15 protein-coding genes (1 of these 15 running past the window's edge) are annotated in these 18,873 nt (G+C 62.5%); 5 read left to right on the forward strand and 10 right to left on the reverse strand.

All coding sequences use genetic code 11. The annotated features are described in order from the left end of the window. Positions 1–1,075, forward strand: partial view of a M23 family metallopeptidase gene (locus LQ231_RS19735; RefSeq protein WP_230173139.1) — the 3' portion only. Its footprint begins 872 nt before the window's first position; 1,075 of the gene's 1,947 nt are visible here — the last part of the coding sequence; its start codon lies off the left edge, out of view; the stop codon is at positions 1,073–1,075. Between the two features lie 74 nt (positions 1,076–1,149). Here the strand turns inward: LQ231_RS19735 and clpB are convergent, their stop codons facing one another. The 6 genes from clpB to LQ231_RS19765 form a co-directional block, all read right to left on the reverse strand. Then, entirely contained in the window at positions 1,150–3,750 is a 2,601-nt protein-coding gene (gene clpB / locus LQ231_RS19740; protein ID WP_230173140.1) for an ATP-dependent chaperone ClpB, read from the reverse strand. 226 nt (positions 3,751–3,976) lie between these two features. Beyond that, on the reverse strand, positions 3,977–4,639 hold the full coding sequence (locus LQ231_RS19745) for a DUF4167 domain-containing protein (protein WP_230173141.1): 663 nt from the start codon (positions 4,637–4,639) through the stop codon (positions 3,977–3,979). A 332-nt stretch (positions 4,640–4,971) separates the two neighbouring features. Continuing rightward, a complete protein-coding gene (prmC, locus tag LQ231_RS19750) occupies positions 4,972–5,847 on the reverse strand; it encodes a peptide chain release factor N(5)-glutamine methyltransferase (RefSeq protein WP_230173142.1) in 876 nt (291 codons plus the stop codon). Beyond that, on the reverse strand, positions 5,844–6,923 hold the full coding sequence (gene prfA / locus LQ231_RS19755; protein ID WP_113142934.1) for a peptide chain release factor 1: 1,080 nt from the start codon (positions 6,921–6,923) through the stop codon (positions 5,844–5,846). Before prfA ends, prmC begins: the two co-directional genes overlap by 4 nt. 25 nt (positions 6,924–6,948) lie before the next feature. Beyond that, entirely contained in the window at positions 6,949–9,216 is a 2,268-nt protein-coding gene (ptsP, locus tag LQ231_RS19760) for a phosphoenolpyruvate--protein phosphotransferase (protein WP_113142933.1), read from the reverse strand. Positions 9,217–9,302: 86 nt separating this feature from the next. Then, entirely contained in the window at positions 9,303–10,577 is a 1,275-nt protein-coding gene (locus tag LQ231_RS19765; protein ID WP_113142932.1) for an aspartate kinase, read from the reverse strand. 271 nt (positions 10,578–10,848) lie between these two features. Between LQ231_RS19765 and mprF the strand changes: the two genes are divergently transcribed. Together mprF and LQ231_RS19775 are read left to right on the forward strand one after the other, a co-directional pair. Further along, positions 10,849–13,455 carry a bifunctional lysylphosphatidylglycerol flippase/synthetase MprF gene (mprF, locus tag LQ231_RS19770; protein ID WP_230173143.1) on the forward strand — a complete coding sequence of 869 codons (2,607 nt, stop codon included), beginning with the start codon at positions 10,849–10,851 and terminating at the stop codon, positions 13,453–13,455. Beyond that, positions 13,452–14,807 (forward strand): AcvB/VirJ family lysyl-phosphatidylglycerol hydrolase, encoded by a 1,356-nt coding sequence (locus LQ231_RS19775; RefSeq protein WP_230173144.1) that lies wholly within the window; start codon positions 13,452–13,454, stop codon positions 14,805–14,807. The genes mprF and LQ231_RS19775 overlap by 4 nt, the downstream gene beginning before the upstream one ends. Before the next feature lie 68 nt (positions 14,808–14,875). Here LQ231_RS19775 and LQ231_RS19780 read toward each other — a convergent pair whose 3' ends face one another. Continuing rightward, on the reverse strand, positions 14,876–15,520 hold the full coding sequence (locus LQ231_RS19780) for an SH3 domain-containing protein (RefSeq protein WP_113142929.1): 645 nt from the start codon (positions 15,518–15,520) through the stop codon (positions 14,876–14,878). Positions 15,521–15,701: 181 nt separating this feature from the next. Here LQ231_RS19780 and ubiG point away from each other — a divergent pair, with 181 nt between their 5' ends. Both ubiG and LQ231_RS19790 read left to right on the forward strand, forming a co-directional pair. Beyond that, the gene (gene ubiG / locus LQ231_RS19785) at positions 15,702–16,451 is read left to right on the forward strand and encodes a bifunctional 2-polyprenyl-6-hydroxyphenol methylase/3-demethylubiquinol 3-O-methyltransferase UbiG (RefSeq protein WP_230173145.1); all 750 of its coding nucleotides are present in this window, start codon (positions 15,702–15,704) and stop codon (positions 16,449–16,451) included. Then, positions 16,448–16,999 carry a DUF924 family protein gene (locus LQ231_RS19790; protein ID WP_230173147.1) on the forward strand — a complete coding sequence of 184 codons (552 nt, stop codon included), beginning with the start codon at positions 16,448–16,450 and terminating at the stop codon, positions 16,997–16,999. The genes ubiG and LQ231_RS19790 overlap by 4 nt, the downstream gene beginning before the upstream one ends. Before the next feature lie 6 nt (positions 17,000–17,005). Here LQ231_RS19790 and LQ231_RS19795 read toward each other — a convergent pair whose 3' ends face one another. From LQ231_RS19795 to LQ231_RS19805, 3 genes are read right to left on the reverse strand one after another with little or no spacing between them, the layout of a single operon-like run. Further along, entirely contained in the window at positions 17,006–17,590 is a 585-nt protein-coding gene (locus LQ231_RS19795) for a DUF3291 domain-containing protein (RefSeq protein ID WP_230173149.1), read from the reverse strand. Next, a complete protein-coding gene (locus tag LQ231_RS19800; protein WP_230173151.1) occupies positions 17,587–18,015 on the reverse strand; it encodes a DUF1178 family protein in 429 nt (142 codons plus the stop codon). The genes LQ231_RS19795 and LQ231_RS19800 overlap by 4 nt, the downstream gene beginning before the upstream one ends. Further along, entirely contained in the window at positions 18,012–18,869 is an 858-nt protein-coding gene (locus LQ231_RS19805) for a carbon-nitrogen hydrolase family protein (RefSeq protein ID WP_230173153.1), read from the reverse strand. The genes LQ231_RS19800 and LQ231_RS19805 overlap by 4 nt, the downstream gene beginning before the upstream one ends. Positions 18,870–18,873: the final 4 nt, after the last annotated feature.

The following is an 18,873-nucleotide window of genomic DNA, read 5'->3' on the forward strand; positions in this document are numbered from 1 at the left end:
AGCCAAGGCGGAGGACGTGGCTCGGGAACTTGCGCCTTTTACCGGTCCGCCGACGCTTGTCGAGGGCGACGTCCTGCGCATCGGCCTGATCCAGCGCGGCGAAGAGGTCCGCCTGGTGCGCATCTCGCTTTATCGCAAGTCCGAGCATGTCGTGACGCTCGCCGTCAATGATGGCGGCCGCATGGTCCGTGGCAACGAGCCGCCGGAACTGTCGGCCATTGCCAACGCCTTTGACGACAATGCCCCGGCAGCCTTGGCCGGCCGCGATCTGCCGCGCGTGTATGACGGCATCTATCGGGCGTCATTGTCCTACGGCATGAGCCAGGAGCTGACAGCCCTGATCGTCCGCCTGCTTGCCGCCAATGTCGACTTCCAGGCGCAGCTGAAACCGACCGACACGTTGGAAGCCTTCTTCTCCGTCACCGATGACGAAGGCCGGGCAACGGCGGAATCCGAACTGCTTTTTGTCCGCGCCCGCTTCGGCGACACGATCACGACCTTCTACCGCTTCCAGAACCCGGAAGACGGCTCGATCGATTATTTCGATGAAAACGGCAAGAGCATTCGTCAGTTCCTCCTGCGCAACCCGGTGCCCAACGGCCGATTCACCTCGGGCTTCGGCATGCGCCGCCACCCGATCCTCGGCTATTCGCGCATGCATACCGGCGTCGACTGGGCAGCACCGCGCGGCACGCCGATCATCGCATCGGGCAATGGTGTGGTAGAGAAGGCCGGCTGGGCCTCGGGTTACGGCAACCAGACCCTTGTGCGCCACGCCAATGGTTATGTCTCGTCCTACAACCACCAGAGCGGCATCGCCAAGGGCGTCGTGCCCGGCGCCAAGGTCACCCAGGGACAGGTCATCGGCTTTGTCGGCTCGACCGGCTCGTCGACCGGCTCGCATCTGCATTACGAACTGATCGTCAATGGCACCAAGGTCGATGCGATGAAGGTGCGCCTGCCCGGTGGCAAGGCGCTGGACGGCGAGCCTCTTGCCCGTTTCGACATCGAGCGCCAGCGTATCGATGCCCTGCTGATGGTCGGCGGTAAACCGGCTCAGGTCGCCAGCAACTGAAGAAAGCAATGTGGCGTATATACAAAAACGGCGGCCAATGGCCGCCGTTTCGCGTTGCATATCACCCGAACTGATCAGGCGGCTTCACTGACCGGTTTTTCCGGCGCGATCAGCAGCCGGTCCGAGCCGGCAGCAATCGTGACCTTTGCCCCGTCCAGAACCTGACCCGACAGGATCTGCTCGGCCAGCGGATCCTGCAGATATTTCTGGATCACCCGCTTCAGCGGCCGTGCCCCATAGACCGGATCGTAGCCCTTGTCTGCAAGCCAGCTCCGCGCATCGGGTGCAAGGTCGATATCGATCTTGCGTTCCGCCAGAAGCGACACCAGCCGTTTCATCTGGATATCGACGATCGCGCCCATTTCGTTGCGTTTCAGCCGGTGGAACAGGATGATCTCGTCGACACGGTTGAGGAATTCCGGTCGGAACGAGGCCTTCACCACATCCATCACCTGATCGCGGACGCTATCGACATCCTCGTTCTCGCCAAGCCCGGTGAGGTAATCGGCACCGAGATTGGAAGTCATGATGATGATCGTGTGCTTGAAGTCGACGGTGCGGCCCTGGCCATCGGTCAGACGGCCGTCGTCGAGCACCTGCAACAGCACGTTGAACACATCCGGATGCGCCTTTTCGATCTCGTCGAACAGCACCACCTGATAGGGCTTGCGCCGAACGGCCTCCGTCAACGCACCGCCTTCGTCATACCCGACATAACCGGGAGGCGCACCGATCAGCCGCGAGACCGAATGTTTCTCCATGTATTCCGACATGTCGAGCCGCACCATCGCGGTTTCGTCGTCGAACAGGAAGCGGGCGAGTGACTTGGTCAGCTCCGTCTTGCCGACGCCGGTCGGCCCGAGGAAGATGAACGAGCCGATCGGTCGGTTCGGATCCTGCAAACCGGCGCGCGCGCGGCGCACCGCCCGCGAAACGGCCTGCACCGCATCGCCCTGGCCGACGACGGACTTCGCCAGCTCGTCCTCCATGCGAAGCAGCTTGTCGCGTTCGCCTTCGAGCATCTTGTCGACGGGAATGCCGGTCCAGCGCGACACCACATGGGCAATCGCATCCGGGTTCACCACCTCCTGCACCATGGCATTGCTCGAAGCGTCCTGCGTTTCGGCGGTCGCCAGCGCCTTTTCGAGATCCGGAATGACCCCATAGGTCAGTTCGCCGGCCCGCTGGAACTCACCCTTGCGCTGGGCAATGGCCAGTTCGTTGCGCGCCTCCTCGAGCTTGCCCTTCAGATCTGCGGCAAGGCCGAGTTTCTGCTTTTCCGACTGCCAGCGGGCGGTCAGCGCATCCGCCTGTTCCTCGATCGAGGTCAGTTCGGTCTCGAGACGCTTCAGACGGTCGACGGAGGCCGTGTCGGTTTCCTTCTTCAGGGCTTCCCGCTCGATCTTCAGCTGCATGATCCGCCGATCGAGCTCGTCAAGCTCTTCGGGCTTCGAATCCACCTGCATCCTGAGGCGCGACGCCGCCTCGTCCATCAGGTCGATCGCCTTGTCGGGCAGGAAGCGGTCGGTGATGTAGCGGTTCGACAGCGTCGCCGCCGCCACCAGCGCCGAATCCGAGATCCGCACCTTGTGATGCTGCTCGTATTTCTCCTTCAGCCCGCGCAGAATCGAGATCGTATCCTCGACCGTCGGCTCGTCGACCATGACCGGCTGGAAACGCCGGGCAAGGGCTGCATCCTTCTCGACATGCTTGCGATATTCGTCGAGCGTGGTCGCGCCGACGCAGTGCAACTCGCCGCGTGCCAAAGCCGGCTTCAACAGGTTCGATGCATCCATCGCGCCATCGGCCTTGCCGGCACCGACCAGCGTATGCATCTCGTCGATGAACAGGATGATCTCGCCGTTTTCGGCCTGGACCTCGTTCAGCACCGCCTTCAGCCGCTCTTCGAACTCGCCGCGATACTTGGCACCCGCAATCAGCGAGCCCATGTCGAGCGCCATCAGCTTTTTCTCTTTCAAGCTTTCCGGCACGTCGCCATTGACGATGCGGAGCGCAAGGCCCTCGGCAATCGCCGTCTTGCCGACGCCGGGTTCGCCGATCAGCACCGGATTGTTCTTGGTCCGGCGCGACAAGACCTGGATCGTCCGGCGGATCTCGTCATCGCGGCCGATCACCGGGTCAAGCTTTCCATCGCGCGCTTCCGCTGTCAGGTCGCGGGCATATTTCTTCAGCGCGTCGAACCCCGCTTCTGCGTTGGCGCCGTCGGCCGTTCGGCCCTTGCGCACCTCGTTGATCACCTGGTTCAGACCATTGGCGGTGACGCCGCCCTTCTTCAGGCTGGCGGAGGTCGACGCCGAGGACTCGATCGCGAGCGCCAGCAACAACCTTTCGACTGTCACGAAGCTGTCGCCGGCTTTCTTGGCGGCATCCTCGGCGGTGGTGAAGACCTTGGCCAAGGGCGCTGCCAGATAGACCTGTCCATCGCCGCCTGACACTTTCGGCAGCTTGGCAAGGGCCGCATCATTTGCCAGCCGCACGGCCTTCGGCTCACCGCCGGCGCGCGAAATCAGCGACGACGCCATGCCCTGGTCGTCGTCGAGCAGAACCTTCAGCACATGTTCAGGGGTGAATTGCTGGTGACCTTCCGACAGCGCATAAGTCTGCGCCGACTGCAGGAAACCGCGCACCCGCTCGGAATATTTTTCGATGTTCATTTGCCACTCTCCGTTTCCCGTGCTGCCCGCATTCGGCACAACCCGGCTGTTAAGGATCGGGCTCCCAGACAGGCAAGCCCTGAAGCGTATGACCGCTCCGTTGACCGAGATATGGGGGGTGTTTTTTGCCGTTTAAAGAGGCATTTCAACGAAAAACTCCGGGACATGTCCCGGAGTTTTGCATTCGTCAATTCAGTGTCAATTGGGCGCGAGGCGAATGCCCAGCTTATTCGGTGACATCAGCCAGGGCTGGTGCTTCGCCGGCCTCGCCACCATCGCCGTTTTCACCACCGTCTTCCGAACCGGCAGCGCGGCGCGGCTGGCGACGGGGACGATTGGTGGCATTGCGGCGGCGCGGCTGGTTGCGCTCGCCGCCGGTTGCCTCGGCAGCACTTTCGGCCGCCGCTGCAGCCGCTTCGGCTGGCATCTCTTCCAGCACGGGCTGCGGACCGCTACCGGCAAATTCCTGCTGCTGGTGGCTCTGGTGGCCCTGCGAGCCGCCGTCATCCATGCCATCGCCATCATCGCCGTCACGGTCACTGAAGTCGTTGCGTTCTTCGCGCTGGAACCGTTCCTGCATCTGCGCCTGGGCGGCGGCAATGATGCGGTTGTAGTGTTCAGCGTGCTGAAGGTAGTTCTCGGCCATCACGCGGTCGCCGGCGCTTTGGGAATCGCGTGCGAGATTCTGATACTTCTCGGCGATGTGCTGGGCTGTGCCGCGGATCTTCACGTCAGGGCCGGAGCTGTCATAGGACCGGGTCAACGGGTTCTGGCCCTTGCGGTTGAAATTGCCACCGCCGCCACCGCCGCCGCCACTACCGCCGCCGCTTCCACCGCCGCCGCTATTGTTACGCCCTCGACCACGCTTGTTCTGCTGTCCTGGCCTCATAGAAGAATCACCTGAATGTCTTTGTTGTGCTGATAAAAGGCTACGCCATCGGCTCTGGTCAAACCGGACCAAGTCTCCGCGCGCTGTCCGCAGACTGCGCCGTCGGCTTGCTCGCCGCTGGTGAGAGTCAAGTTAACTGATTCACGCATCGGTCTTTTTCGCTTCGTGAGGTTCATCGAGCGAACCATTGTCGAAGCCGACCCAGACAGGAACGAATCTTTCGTTCTTTCTCCGTCACCCGTTGCGTGCCCGCAAGCTATCTCGCTTCATTCGGAAAACCAAGCATTTTTCTTTGTTAGGCGGAATTATCCTTAGCAAGCGCAGCAAAAAACTCAGCGATCACGGCTCGCAAACACCAGAACGCGATCATTTCCGCCGAAGTCCTTGCGCCACTCAACAAGAGAAAAACCTTTTCTCTCAAATATTTGCGTCACGTCTTCGCGCTGATCCCAACCGATCTCCAGGCCGATCAGGCCGCCTTTCTGCAAATGCGCCGATGCTTGCTCGGCAATCGCCAGATAGGCCTCAAGTCCATCTTTTCCACCATCGAGCGCCGCCGCGGGATCGAAATTCTGAACTTCCGGATCAAGCGTTAGCACCACATCACTGCGGATATAGGGCGGATTGGAGACGATCAGATCGAACTTGCCCGGCAGATTTTCAAACCAGATACTCTCTCGCGCTGCGAAGCGCTGCGCCAATCCGTGGCGTTCGGCGTTGCGCACTGCGGTCGCCAACGCGTCTGTCGAAATATCGACTCCGACCGCCCGTGCCCCAGGGCATTCGGCAAGAAGCGCCAGGGCGATCGCGCCCGTACCGGTGCCCAGATCCACGATCGATGCCGATCCTTTTGCCGCGACGACATGACGAAGATGCGGCAGAACGGCATCGACCAGCACTTCCGTATCCGGGCGAGGCTCCAGCGTCCCCGGAGAAAGCATCAGCGCCAGTCCGTAGAAATCACGCTGGCCGAGGATGCGGTGCACCGGCTCCCGCGCCAGGCGCCGCGCGATCCCCTGCTCGACCACCGGAAGCAACGCGCCATCGACCGGCTGATCGCCCCGCAGCACCAGATCCGTCTGGCCGAGGCCGAGAAGGCTCATCACGAGGATCCTTGCGTCGGTGGCCGGATCGGCAATGCCCCCGGCCTCGAAACGGCGGCGGGCTTCCAGGATCAGGCTCTGGAAAGTCGCCGCCGGGTCCGTCACAGGCTTTCGCCCAGCTGCGCGAGCTGCCCGGCCTGATAGTCATTGATCAGCGCATCGACCACTTCGTCGATATCGCCCTCCATCATCCGGTCCAGCTTGTAGAGCGTAAGGTTGATGCGATGATCGGTGACGCGTCCCTGCGGGAAATTATAGGTGCGAATTCGCTCCGAGCGGTCGCCGGAACCGACCTGGCTCTTGCGGTCGGCGGAGCGTTCATTGTCGATCTTCTGCCGCTCCATGTCATAGAGCCTCGAACGCAGGACCTGCATGGCTTTTGCCCGGTTCTGATGCTGCGATTTCTCTGACGACGTCACCACGAGCCCGGTCGGCAGATGGGTGATACGCACGGCCGAGTCGGTCGTGTTGACGTGCTGGCCGCCGGCGCCTGACGAGCGCATCGTGTCGATGCGGATGTCTTCTGCGCGCACCTCGATGTCGATGTCTTCCGCCTCGGGCAGAACGGCAACGGTCGCCGCTGAAGTATGGATACGCCCCTGCGTTTCGGTATCGGGCACGCGCTGCACGCGGTGAACGCCGGACTCGAATTTCAGCTTGGAGAACACACCCCGTCCGGTGACCGTCGCGATGATTTCCTTGAAACCACCGGCATCGCCTTCGCTGGAGGACAGCACCTCGACTTTCCAGCCCTTGGTGCTGGCAAAGCGCTCGTACATGCGAAACAGGTCGCCGGCGAACAAGGCGGCTTCCGAGCCGCCGGTCCCGGCGCGGATTTCCAGGATCGCGCTTTTTTCGTCGGCGGCATCCTTCGGCAAAAGCAGGATCTGCATCTCGGTACCGAGCGCCTCGAGCCGAGCCTGTACGTCGGGCAGTTCCATCTCGGCCAGATCCCGCATCTCGCGATCCGTGCCCTTGTCGCTCAGCATGGAGCGAAGATCGGCCTCTTCAGCCGTCGCCGCCTGGTATTCGCGGATCTTCTTCACCACCGGCTCGAGTTCGGAATATTCCGAGGCAAGTTTGACGTAGACGTCGGCTGCCGGTCCTGCCGACATTCGCGCTTCGATCTCGCCAAATCGGCGCTCGAGCTCGCGCATTTTCTCGACAGGAAGCTTCGCCACCCTTCACTCCAGTTTTTTTATTGCTTTAGACGGGAATATTATTGTCTTCCGCAAAGCGGACCAGCAGGTCGCGCAGTGGCACAAGCGAACGGTGGTCGTCAAGCGCCGCCTCAAGTTCCACAGACAGCTTCGACACGTCAAGCCCGAGCAGCATCGCCTTGACCGGTCCGATCGCCGTCGGCGACATCGAGATCGAACGGAAGCCGATCCCGAGCAGCGCCATGGCCGAAAGCGGCTTGCCGGCCATCTCCCCGCACAGCGTCACCGGCGTATTGTTGCGATCAGCACCCCGGACGATGTCGCGCAGGATGCGCAGGAAAGGCCGTCCCAGAACATCGAAGCGATCGGCCACGCGCGCATTGCCGCGATCCACCGCCATCGAAAACTGGAAGAGATCGTTCGACCCGACGGAGACGAAATCCACCTCTTCCATCAATTCGTCAAGCTGCCAAAGCAGTGCCGGCACTTCGAGCATGGCCCCGAACTGCAGCTTCTTCGGCAGCGGATGGCCGAACTTCGAAATATACTGGACCTCCTTCTGCATCAGTTCGCGCACCGCGCGGATTTCCGCAACTTCGGTCACCATCGGCAGCATCATCTTCAGCTCGGCACCGGCGGCAGCCTTCAACAGCGCACGCAGCTGGATGCGCAGCAGTCCGGGTCGGTCCAGCGAAAGCCGGATCGCGCGCCAGCCCAGCGCCGGGTTTTCTTCCTCCTGGGAACGGAAATAGGAAACGACCTTGTCCCCGCCGATATCGAGAGTCCGAAAGGTCACCGGTCGGCCATTCGCCTGCTTCAACACACTGCGGTAAAAAGTCTCCTGTTCGTCGCCCTTCGGCATGGTCGAAGAGATCATGAACTGCAGCTCGGTGCGAAACAGGCCGATCCCGTCGGCGCCGGATTCGGCCAGTTGCGGCAAGTCGACCAGCAGGCCGGCATTCATCTGCAGCTTGATGCGCTGGCCGTCCTTGGTCAAAGGCTCAACGTCGCGCAGCGCGCGGAACTGCTCCTGGCGCCGAGCGCGCAGCCGTACCTTTTCCTCGTAAGCCTTCTGCAGATCGGCCACCGGGCGGATATGCACCTTGGCATCGACGCCGTCGATGATGACAGGATCGCCGTTTTCGGCCAGGGCCACGGCACCGGCCGCTTGTCCCACAACGGCAATGCCCATGGCGCGGGCAACGATCACCACATGGCTGGTCACAGCACCTTCTTCGAGAACCAGGCCGCGCAGATTGGCGCGGGGGTAGTCGAGAAGTTCGGCAGCGCCCATCGCACGGGCAAAGATCACCGCATCGGCCGGGAAGCCTTCGGCAGCACTGCGCGGCGAAAAACCGGTCAACTGGCGCAGCAGCCGGTTCGCCAGGTCGTCGAAATCATGCATGCGTTCGCGCAGATAGGGATCCGTCAGCCGGATCATCCGCGCCTTCGTGTCGCTCTGGACTTTTTCGACCGCCGCTTCCGCCGTCAGGCCGTTGTGGATCGCCTCTTCCATGCGCCGCACCCAGCCCTGGTCATGGGCGAACATGCGGTAAGTCTCGAGCACGTCGCGATGCTCGCCTTCCATGGAAATTTCCCGCCGCGACAGCATGTCGTCGATCGAAATGCGCAAGGAGCCGAGCGCATCCGCCAGCCGGCGGATTTCCGTCTCGGTGTCTTCGTTGAGCAGATTGGTGACGACGATGCGCGGCTCGTGCAGCACGACATAACCAAGCCCGATGCCTTCCGAATAGCTGTCGCCATCGATGGTCACAGGTCGCGTCAGGTCGAGTTCGAGGCCCGGACGGGTAATCTTCTTCAGTTCACCGGTGGCGATCATTTCGGCAAGCACCATGGCCGTGGTTTCGAGCGCTTCGAGCTCGTCCTCACGATAGTTGCGCTGCGCCTTGTTCTGGACGACGAGAACACCGAGGCTACGGCCCGCGCGCAGGATCGGCACGCCGAGGAAGGAATGATAGATCTCTTCGCCGGTCTCGGGCAAGTAACGAAATGCGGGATGCGCCTGGGCATCGGAAAGGTTGAGCGACTGGGCAGACGCCGCAATCGTGCCGACCAGGCCCTGCCCCATTTTCAGCTGGGCCAGATGGACCGCGTCCTTGTTCAGACCTTCCGTTGCGTAAAGCTCAAGAACGCTATCGGAACGCAGCACGTAGACGGAACACACTTCCGCGACCATGTTGCTCGCGATCTGGCGAACGATCTGGTCAAGACGCTCCTGCGGCTCGAGCGGCTCCGCCATCAATTCGCGCAGTCGCTTGAGCAGGACGCGGGGACCCGCTGAAAGGTCTCTCATCGCGGATTGGCTCCACTTCCATTGGTCAGCGGCTCGACCGCCCCCGGCATTTCCGACGCCGGAGATCAGTGACCCGCTCTATGGAATCAATTCTTATCCAGACCGTAGCAGGAATGCAAAGTGCGAACGGCAAGCTCGGCGTAGGGACCGTCGATCAGGATGGAAATCTTGATCTCGGAAGTGGTGATCGCCTTGATGTTGATGCCCTTCTCCGCCAGCGCCTGGAAGGCTGTTGCGGCAACGCCGGCGTGGCTGCGCATGCCGATGCCGATGACCGAAACTTTGACCAGGCCCTTTTCGCTCTGGACCACGTCATAGCCGATCTTGTCCTTGTTGTCGGACAGCACTTTCAGCGCCTTGTCGACATCGCCGGACGGAACCGTGAAGGTCATGTCCGTGCGGGTACCGTCTTCCGAAATGTTCTGGACGATCATGTCAACATTGATATGGGATTCGGCCAGCGGCCCGAAGATGGCCGCCGAAACGCCCGGACGGTCGGCAAGCCGGCGCAGCGAGATCTGCGCTTCATCCTTGGCATAGGCAATACCGGTTACGACTTCCTGTTCCACGATCTCATCCTCATCACAAATCAGCGTGCCGGGCGGGTTGAGCAGATCGCCCATGCCCGGCGCATCGGGATCTTCAAAACTGGAACGCACGAAGGTGCGAACCTTGTGAACCATGGCCAGCTCCACCGAACGGACCTGCAGAACCTTGGCGCCGAGCGATGCCATTTCCAGCATTTCCTCGAACGCCACCTTCTTCAGGCGGCGCGCCTTCGGCTCGATGCGCGGATCCGTCGTGTAGACGCCGTCCACATCGGTATAGATGTCGCAGCGGTCAGCCTTCAACCCGGCCGCGATCGCAACCGCGGACGTATCCGAACCGCCACGGCCGAGCGTCGCGATCCGATTGTCCGGGCCGATGCCCTGGAAGCCGGCGACCACGGCCACCTGGCCCTCGCCCATGCGGCGCACGATGTCGGAACCGTCGATTTCCTGAATGCGGGCGGCGCCATGCGCATTGTCGGTCTTGATGGCGATCTGCCAACCCTGCCAGGAGCGGGCATTGATACCCATCGACTGCAGCGCGATCGCAAGAAGCCCCGACGTCACCTGCTCGCCGGAGGCGACGATCGCATCGTATTCGCGCGCATCGTAGAACGGCGAGTCGGCACCGGCGACCTTCGGCATGTTCTCGACCCAGCCGACCAGTTCATTGGTCTTGCCCGACATCGCCGAGACGACCACAGCCACTTCGTGGCCGGCATCCACCTCACGTTTGACATGGCGCGCGACATTGTGGATGCGTTCGAGATTGGCGACGGATGTACCGCCGAACTTCATGACAATGCGAGCCATAGACTTAACCGTATGCCCTTGAGAAACGCCGGAATCCCGGCGGAGGAAAACCGACCCTTTTCGAAAGCCGGCAGGTTGCGGCGCTTTTAGCGAATAAGCGCGGCACACGCAACGGCCACTTGGGCCCGTATCGGTACGCCTTGCGCGCCTTTTCCCTTGTCCCGCCGCCGTTTTTTGCTTGCCATAATTTGGCACGAATTCGAGCGCCAACCATCACCTGCAGGCCGCGCCGGCCTTGCAACATGCGTTGAGACGAAATCGGAACGCCATCATGAATGCCAGCCTGGACCAGGACACCGCAATTCCGCCCGAAGACGTCGCCCTCCCCCTTCCTTCCCCGTTCAGCCGCCATGCAAAGCCGATCGCAGCGGTCCTGACACTGGCCGTTTTCTCAATGGTGGCCTTCGCCATCTACCGGTTGACCGAGGAGGTCAGCTATGCGGATGTGGTCCGCGGCCTGGCAGCGACCGGTTCGACCTCGATCGTCCTTGCCGTCCTGTTCACCGCGTTGAGTTTTGCCACGCTCTGCCTCTATGATCTCAACGCACTGGCTTATATCGGCCGACGGCGGCCGATCGCTCTCGTGGCCCTGACCGCCTTCAGCGCTTACGCCGTTGGCAATGTCGCGGGCTTCGGCGCGTTGTCGGGCGGGGCGATCCGTTACCGGGCCTATTCCCGGACCGGCCTCATGCCGGATGAGATCGGCCGCATCATCGGCTTCGTCACCCTGTCCTTCTCGCTTGGCCTCGCCGTCATCACCTCGCTTGCCCTGATCCCCATGTCGGGCGAAATCGCCCCGTTGATTGGCCTCGACCCCGCATGGCTGCTCGGCGGCGCCGTCATCGTCTTGATCGCCATCGCCACCCTTTTGGTGATCGCCAGCCGCGATGGCCTGACGATCGGCAAGATGACCTTGCGGCTGGCTGACAGTCGAACCCTGTCGCGCCAGTTTCTCGTCACCGTGCTCGACATCGCATTCTCCGCCACCGTGCTCTACGTGCTTCTGCCGCCCGAGGCCGCCATCAGCTGGCCGGCCTTTTTCACGATCTATTCCGTCGCCATCGGCATCGGCATCGTCAGCCATGTCCCCGCTGGCATCGGCGTTTTCGAAACGGTGATGATCGCAACGCTGGGCAGCCGTATCGGCACCGACGCCGTGCTCGCAGCCCTCGTCGCCTATCGCCTGATCTACTATGTCCTGCCGCTCCTGATCGCCATTCTGCTCGTCACCGCCAGCGAACTGCGCCATGTCGCGGCAAGCCCCCTTTCGGCCGGTATTGCCCGCACGGCCGGCCGGCTTGCGCCGGCACTTCTGGCAACCCTGGCCCTCGTCCTCGGCGCCATGCTGATCGTCTCGAGCGTCACGCCGACGCCCGACGCCAACCTCGATGTCCTGGCCAGCTACCTGCCCCTGCCGCTTGTCGAAGGCGCGCATTTCCTGGCGAGCTTGACCGGCCTGCTGCTGATCGTGACCGCCCGCGGCTTGTCTCAGCGTCTCGATGGCGCATGGTGGGCGGCCGTCACTCTCACGCTGCTCGCCCTGGTTCTGTCGATCGCCAAGGCAATCGCACTTCTCGAAGCCGCCATGCTGGCAATCCTTCTCGTCGGCCTGCTGTCGAGCCGCGGGGCATTCGTCCGCCCCGCCTCGCTGCGCCAGGCCCTAACCACATCCTGGCTTCTCGCCATTGCCGTGCTGGTCATCGGCGCCGTTGTCATCCTGCTCTTTGTCTACCGCGACGTAGACTACAGCCACCAACTCTGGTGGCAGTTCGAATTCTCCGCCGAAGCCCCGCGGTCGCTGCGCGCCGTTCTCGGCCTCGCCATCGCCTCGAGCACCATTGCCCTGTTCAGCCTGATGCGGCCGGCGACCCCCGCAGTTCTGCCATCGAGCGCGCATGAGCTTGCCACGGCCGTCGAGATCCTCGACCGCAACGGCATTGCCGACGCCAATCTGGTCCGCACCGGCGACAAGACCGTGATGTTTTCACCCGACGGCAAGGCTTTCCTGATGTATGGCAAGCAGGGCCGCTCGTTTATCGCCTTTCTCGATCCCGTTGGTCCCAAGGCATCGCGCAACGAACTCGTCTGGCTGTTCGTCGAAACCGCCCGCGCCGCCGGCTGCCGGGCCGTGTTCTACCAGGCATCGCCGGTGCTTCTGCCGGCGATTGCCGATGCCGGCATGAAAGCCTTCAAGCTCGGCGAACTCGCCGTGGTCGATCTTGCGCAATTCGATCTCAAGGGCAGCAAATGGGCAGGCCTGCGCCAGTCGTCCACCCGCGCCGAACGCGACGGTCTGACATTCGAAATCGTCGACACCGCCGACGTCCCGGCCGCGCTTGCCGATCTGAAAGCGATCTCGGATGCCTGGCTTGCCCATCATCGCGCCAAGGAAAAGGGCTTTTCGCTCGGCGCGTTTACCGACGCCTACATGCTGTCGCAACCGGTCGCCATCCTGCGTTTGGAAGGTCGCATTGTCGCCTTTGCCAATATTCTGCTGACGGAAACGAAGGAGGAAGCCTCCATAGACCTGATGCGCTTTTCGCCCGATGCGCCCAAAGGCGCGATGGACTATCTGTTCGTCAGCCTTCTCACCCACCTGCGCAACCAGGGTTTCCAGCATTTCAATCTCGGCATGGCGCCGCTATCTGGCCTGTCGCGCCGCCAGGTGGCACCGGTATGGGACCGTATTGCCAATACATTCTACGAACACGGCGAGCGCTTCTACAACTTTAAGGGCCTGCGTGCCTTCAAGGCAAAATTCCATCCCGACTGGCAGCCGCGATATCTGGCCGTCTCCGGCGGTCTCAACCCAATCCTTGCCCTCGTCGATGCGACGCTTCTGATCGGCGGCGGCCTGAAAGGCGTGGTGAAGAAATGAACCCCATCCTCAAGGCATCTCTGCTTGCCCTCCCGCTTCTGTCGACCGTGCCCGCGCTGGCACAGGAGCCGCCCCTTGATATCGGCATGATTCCGGCACCGGTCACGCTTCTGCCCGACGACGACGCCAAGGCACTCGTCGTCCTGCTGTCGGACGGCGCCGGCTGGCAGGCGGGCGACCAGGCGGAAGCCGAACGGTTGCAGGGCAATGGCGCGATTGTCATCGGCATCGATACGCCCAAATACCTGACCTCGCTTTCCGCCGACCAGGGCGACTGCATCTACACGGTGTCCGACATCGAGGCACTCAGCCACCAACTGCAGCGCAAGGCCGGCAACGCCGCCTTCCTGCCGCCGATCATCGCCGGACGCGGCGAAGGCGGCGCACTGGCACTGGCCATCCTCGCCCAGACCCCCAAGGCGACGATCGGCCAGACCTTGGCGCTCGACCCGCAGGCCGGCATCCCGCTGGCAAAGCAATTGTGCACACCGGCGGAAAAGACCAAGGCGGGCGACCGCATGCAATATGCCCTGACCGACGGCGACCTGCCTGATCCGGCAACGATCCTGGTCACCGACAAGGCACCCAAGGACGGCCTGGATCATGTCCAGTCGCTGATTGCCCGTCATCCCGACATCGACCTCAGGGATGTCACCGATGCTGCCGACACGACATTTTCAGCCACCCTCGACGAACTGATCGCCGTCCAGAGCCAGACCGACAGTCCTCTGGGAATGCCGCTGACGATCCTCGATGCGACCCCGTCCAGCGATACGATGGCGGTGATCTATTCCGGAGACGGCGGCTGGCGCGACCTCGATAGCGAAGTGGCCAGCCAGCTCCAGGCGTCCGGCATCCCGATCGTCGGCGTCGATTCGCTGCGCTATTTCTGGTCCGAGCGCACGCCCGAGCAGACAAGCAGCGATCTAGCCAAGATTATCCACACCTACGGCAAGCGCTGGAACGTCCACCATGTGCTGCTGGTCGGTTATTCCTTCGGCGCCGACATTCTGCCTGCGGCATTCGACGGCCTGCCGGACAAGCTGAAGGCGCGCGTGCCACAGATCAGCCTGCTCGCCCTGTCCCATCAGGTGGATTATGAAGTCTCGGTATCGGGCTGGCTCGGTCAGGCAGCCAGCACCGGCCACGACCCGCTGGACGATATCCGCAAGATCTCCCCGTCGCTGATCCAGTGCTTCTACGGATCGGAAGAAGAAGACGATGCCTGCCGCGACCTCGTCGGTTCGAAGATCGAAACGCAGGAGATTGCCGGAGGCCATCACTTTGATGGCGATTACGAGGCCCTGGCCAAACGCATCACCGACGGTCTGGCAAAACGCATCCCGAACTGACGACAACAGAAAAGGGCGCCGATCGGCGCCCTTTTCTCATCGTGTTATCCGGCTCTTTTTGTATCGCGTCAGTTACCCTGGCGAGCCCGGCAATTCGGATCCTGCCCGCAGAACAGCTGGAATGCGTTCGGATCGCGATTGTCGCGCGGGCCACCTGCGCGGCGCTGATCCTCGCGGCGGTCGCGGTCGCGCTGCAATTCCTGCGCCCGCTGGTCGCTGTCGCGTCGGATGTCGCGGGCGCGATCTTCGTTGCGCTGATGGTCCCTGTCGAACCGCGGACGGTCGTCGCGCCTGTCGACGCCCGGGCGGTAGTTGCCATCGCGCCAGCGGTCACGATCCCGGTAGAAGTCACGGCCGCGATAATTGTCGTCCCAGTAGCGCCCTATGCTGAACGTGACCGAAGGAATGCCGAGCGGTCGGTAATATTCCGGTCCAACGTAAACCCGGCGCTGCGAAACGCTTGCCTGCAGATACGAGCCGGAAACCCAGCCGCGGTAGCCGGCGAAGGACACGTCGCACCAGTTGGCCGACGACATGCAGCCGATGATGTTGACGCGTGTCCCGACCGGCACAACCACCACGGCAGGGTAGCGGGTGCTCGGGCCGGACCGCATGTTGACATTGGCGGTCGAAAAAGCCGGCGCGGCCTCGGCGATGGCGGGAACCATTGTGGCCGACACCGCTGCAGCCGCCAAAACCCAGAACTTGTGCATCGTAGATCTCCTTGAACTCATTACGGCAAAGCCGCCTGTATGTGCGAATCGTGTGAGCGAAACGTCGAACCATCGGCCAAGGTTCCGCCTGGGCTGTCACCAGAGCCTGCGACCATGCTACCCTTGACTTTGCGGGCCGATCATCCGACTTGAAGCGCAACCACCTTAAGAGGGCAGCATCATGACCGCAGAGGCACGCACCACCATCGATCAGTCCGAAGTCGATCGCTTTTCCGCCATGGCGGCGGAATGGTGGGACCCGACCGGCAAGTTCCGCCCGCTGCACAAGATCAATCCCGTCCGCCTCGCCTATATCCGCGACATGGTCTGCGCCCATTACGGTCGCGACCCCAAGGCCCATCGTCCGTTGGAGGGTCTGCGCATCCTCGATATCGGCTGCGGTGGCGGTCTGTTGTCGGAACCGGTCGCTCGCATGGGTGCCGAGGTCCTGGGCGCCGATGCCTCCGAAAAGAACATCAAGATCGCCATGACCCATGCCGCCCAAAGCGGTGTGCCGGTCGACTACCGCGCGGTGACCGCCGAAGCCTTGGCAGAAGCCGGCGAGACCTTCGACATCGTGCTCAACATGGAAGTCGTCGAACATGTCGCCGATGTCGACTTCTTCCTCTCGACCTGCGCCTCCATGGTCCGCCCCGGCGGCATGATGCTGGTCTCGACGATCAACCGCACGTTCAAGGCGGCAGCGCTTGCCATCGTCGGCGCCGAATATGTCCTGCGCTGGCTGCCGCGCGGCACGCATCAATACGAAAAGCTGGTCCGTCCCGAGGAAATCGAGGCGCCGCTGACGACTAGCGGCATGCAGATCGTCGAGATGAAGGGGGTCTTCTTCAATCCGCTGCAGAACCAGTGGAACCTCTCGTCCGATATCGACGTGAACTACATGGTCCTCGCCAGACGGCCGGCCGCATGAGTGCCGCACAGGAAGTCATCGCCTTCTGGCGCGACGCCGGGCGCGAAAAGTGGTTCGTCAAGAATGAGGCGCTCGACGCCGAGCTCAAGGCACGCTTTACCGATCTGCATTTTGCCGCCGCCCGCAATGAATGCAGCGACTGGTGCGACACGCCGGACGGCACGCTCGCCCTTTTGATCCTGCTCGACCAGTTCCCGCGCAACATGTTCCGCGCCAGCGGCCATGCCTTCGCCACCGATCCGCTGGCATTGTCCATTGCGCGGCAGGCCGTCGACAAGGGATTCGACAAGCGGGTCGACCCGCCGATGGCAATCTTCTTCTACCTGCCCTTCGAGCATTCCGAAGATCCAGCCGACCAGCAGACCAGCATGGATCTGTTCACCGCCCATCATGAACGGGTCGACGACGAGGAATGCCTTCGCTACGCGGTCGTCCACCAGGAGATCATCACCCGCTTCGGCCGCTTCCCGCATCGCAATGCGGCGCTCGGACGTGAATCGACGGCAGAAGAGCTGGCCTACCTGGACGATGGCGGCTTCAAGGGATGACCCGGATCAGGCCGGCAGTGTCTTGACGATCTCCAGCAGGTCGTGCTGCCCCGCACGATTTTCGACGGCGATCTGCTTCACGCGCTCCCGGTCGATGCGATAGGGCGCGCCGTGCGGATCGAACGACTGTTTGAAAGTGAAGGCATCAGCCGAGGCGCCCCTGTCGGCCAGCGCTTCGAGCCGTGCCACGCCCTCCGCCCAATCCGGCCTGCGCCCTTCCTCCACCCAGAACAAGACGAGCGGCGGCCATGTCTGCACCACGTTCCACTGGCGCGCATTCTTCAGCGCCTCTGCGTGCACGCCGGAATAGGAAAACGCCATCAGGCTCTCGATATCGCGCCAGAGCGACAGCGAGGACGGACCGCTGTCGCGACCGCTTCCGTTGAGAAACCTGGGAAAGACCTGCTCGCCCCAGCTTTCGGGGCCAGATTCTCCGTCATATCCGGAACGACCGACGAATCCTTCAGCGCGACGGGCGGCCTCAAAATTGAACGGCTCGCGGCGGACGAAGCCGGCAACCGCCGGATCGTCATGGTCGGCAACATGAAGACCGAAATTGTAGAGCGCGATATGATGAGCCGGCCCGCTCAATTCGCATCGTCCGGCAGGACCGGCAAGGGCGCGATCTCGATACCTTCCTCGAGCATGGACCTGACCTCGACCGGCGACGCCTGGCCGATGATGCCGCGCGCTTCCGCCTCGCCGTAGTGGATCTTGCGCGCTTCCTCGGAAAACCGCGCGCCGACATCCTCGCTATTGGCGCGGATCTCCTGGATCGCTTCCTTCAGCTTGACCACGGCCTGTTTCTGCGCGCCCGAAATGGCCAGCGCCTGCATCGTCTCCTTGTGCCGCGCCGTCGAAACAGACGGCGCCATCAGCACCTTGGAGATCTCTGATGAGCCACAGACCGGACAGGTCAGAAAGCCGTTCGCCTTCTGACGTTCGAAATCTGCGCTCTCGGAGAACCAGCCCTCGAATTCGTGAGCGCTAGCGCAGCACAACGAATAGCGGATCAAACTGTCACGCCTCCCTTCGCCAGGACCGGCGCAAAATCGAGTTCGAAATCGCGGCCGTTCTTCAGGTTCGGGATCTTCGCCCGCGCCGCCTTCACGGCATCGGTATCGATCTCGGCGATCACCACGGCCTCGCCGCTGCCACCGGCCGATGCCAGCACCTTGCCCCAGGGATCGACGATCATCGAATGGCCGAAGGTCTCGCGGCCATCCTCATGCACGCCCGCCTGGGCGGCCGAGATCACATAGGCACCGTTTTCGATTGCCCGAGCGCGCAGCAGGATTTCCCAATGCGCCTCGCCGGTCTGCTTGGTGAAGGCGGCAGGCGTCGTCAGGATCTCCGCCCCGGCCATCGCCTCGGCCCGGAACAGATGCGGGAACCGCACGTCGTAGCAGACGCCGAAGCCGATCTTGGCAAACGGCAAGTCGGCGACCACCGCCCGCGTGCCCGGTCGGTAGACCGAGCTCTCGCGCCAGCTCTCGCCATTGTCGAGATCCACGTCGAACATGTGGATCTTGTCATAGGAGGTGATCTTGTGGCCGTCCGGACCGAACAGGAAGGCGCGGTTGGCAATCTTGCCGTCGCCCAGCTTGATCGCGGTCGAGCCGACATGCAGATGAATGCCAAGCTCCTGCGCCAGATCCGACGCCGTCTTGACGATGATATCGGTATCCTCGTCACGCAGCACAACCATCAGGCCCGGGCGATCCTTCTGCACCGCACCGGTCATTTCCGGCGTCTGCACATAGACAGCACCTTCGACCGCAGCCTCGCGCACGAGACGCGCCATCGAAGCCGCGTTTTTCTCCGGATCGACACCGGAGCACATCTGGACGGCAGCAGCCTTGAACACCATTGGA

The sequence above is a fragment of the Rhizobium sp. CECT 9324 genome, assembly GCF_918741265.1.
Classification (GTDB): Bacteria; Pseudomonadota; Alphaproteobacteria; order Rhizobiales; family Rhizobiaceae; genus Allorhizobium.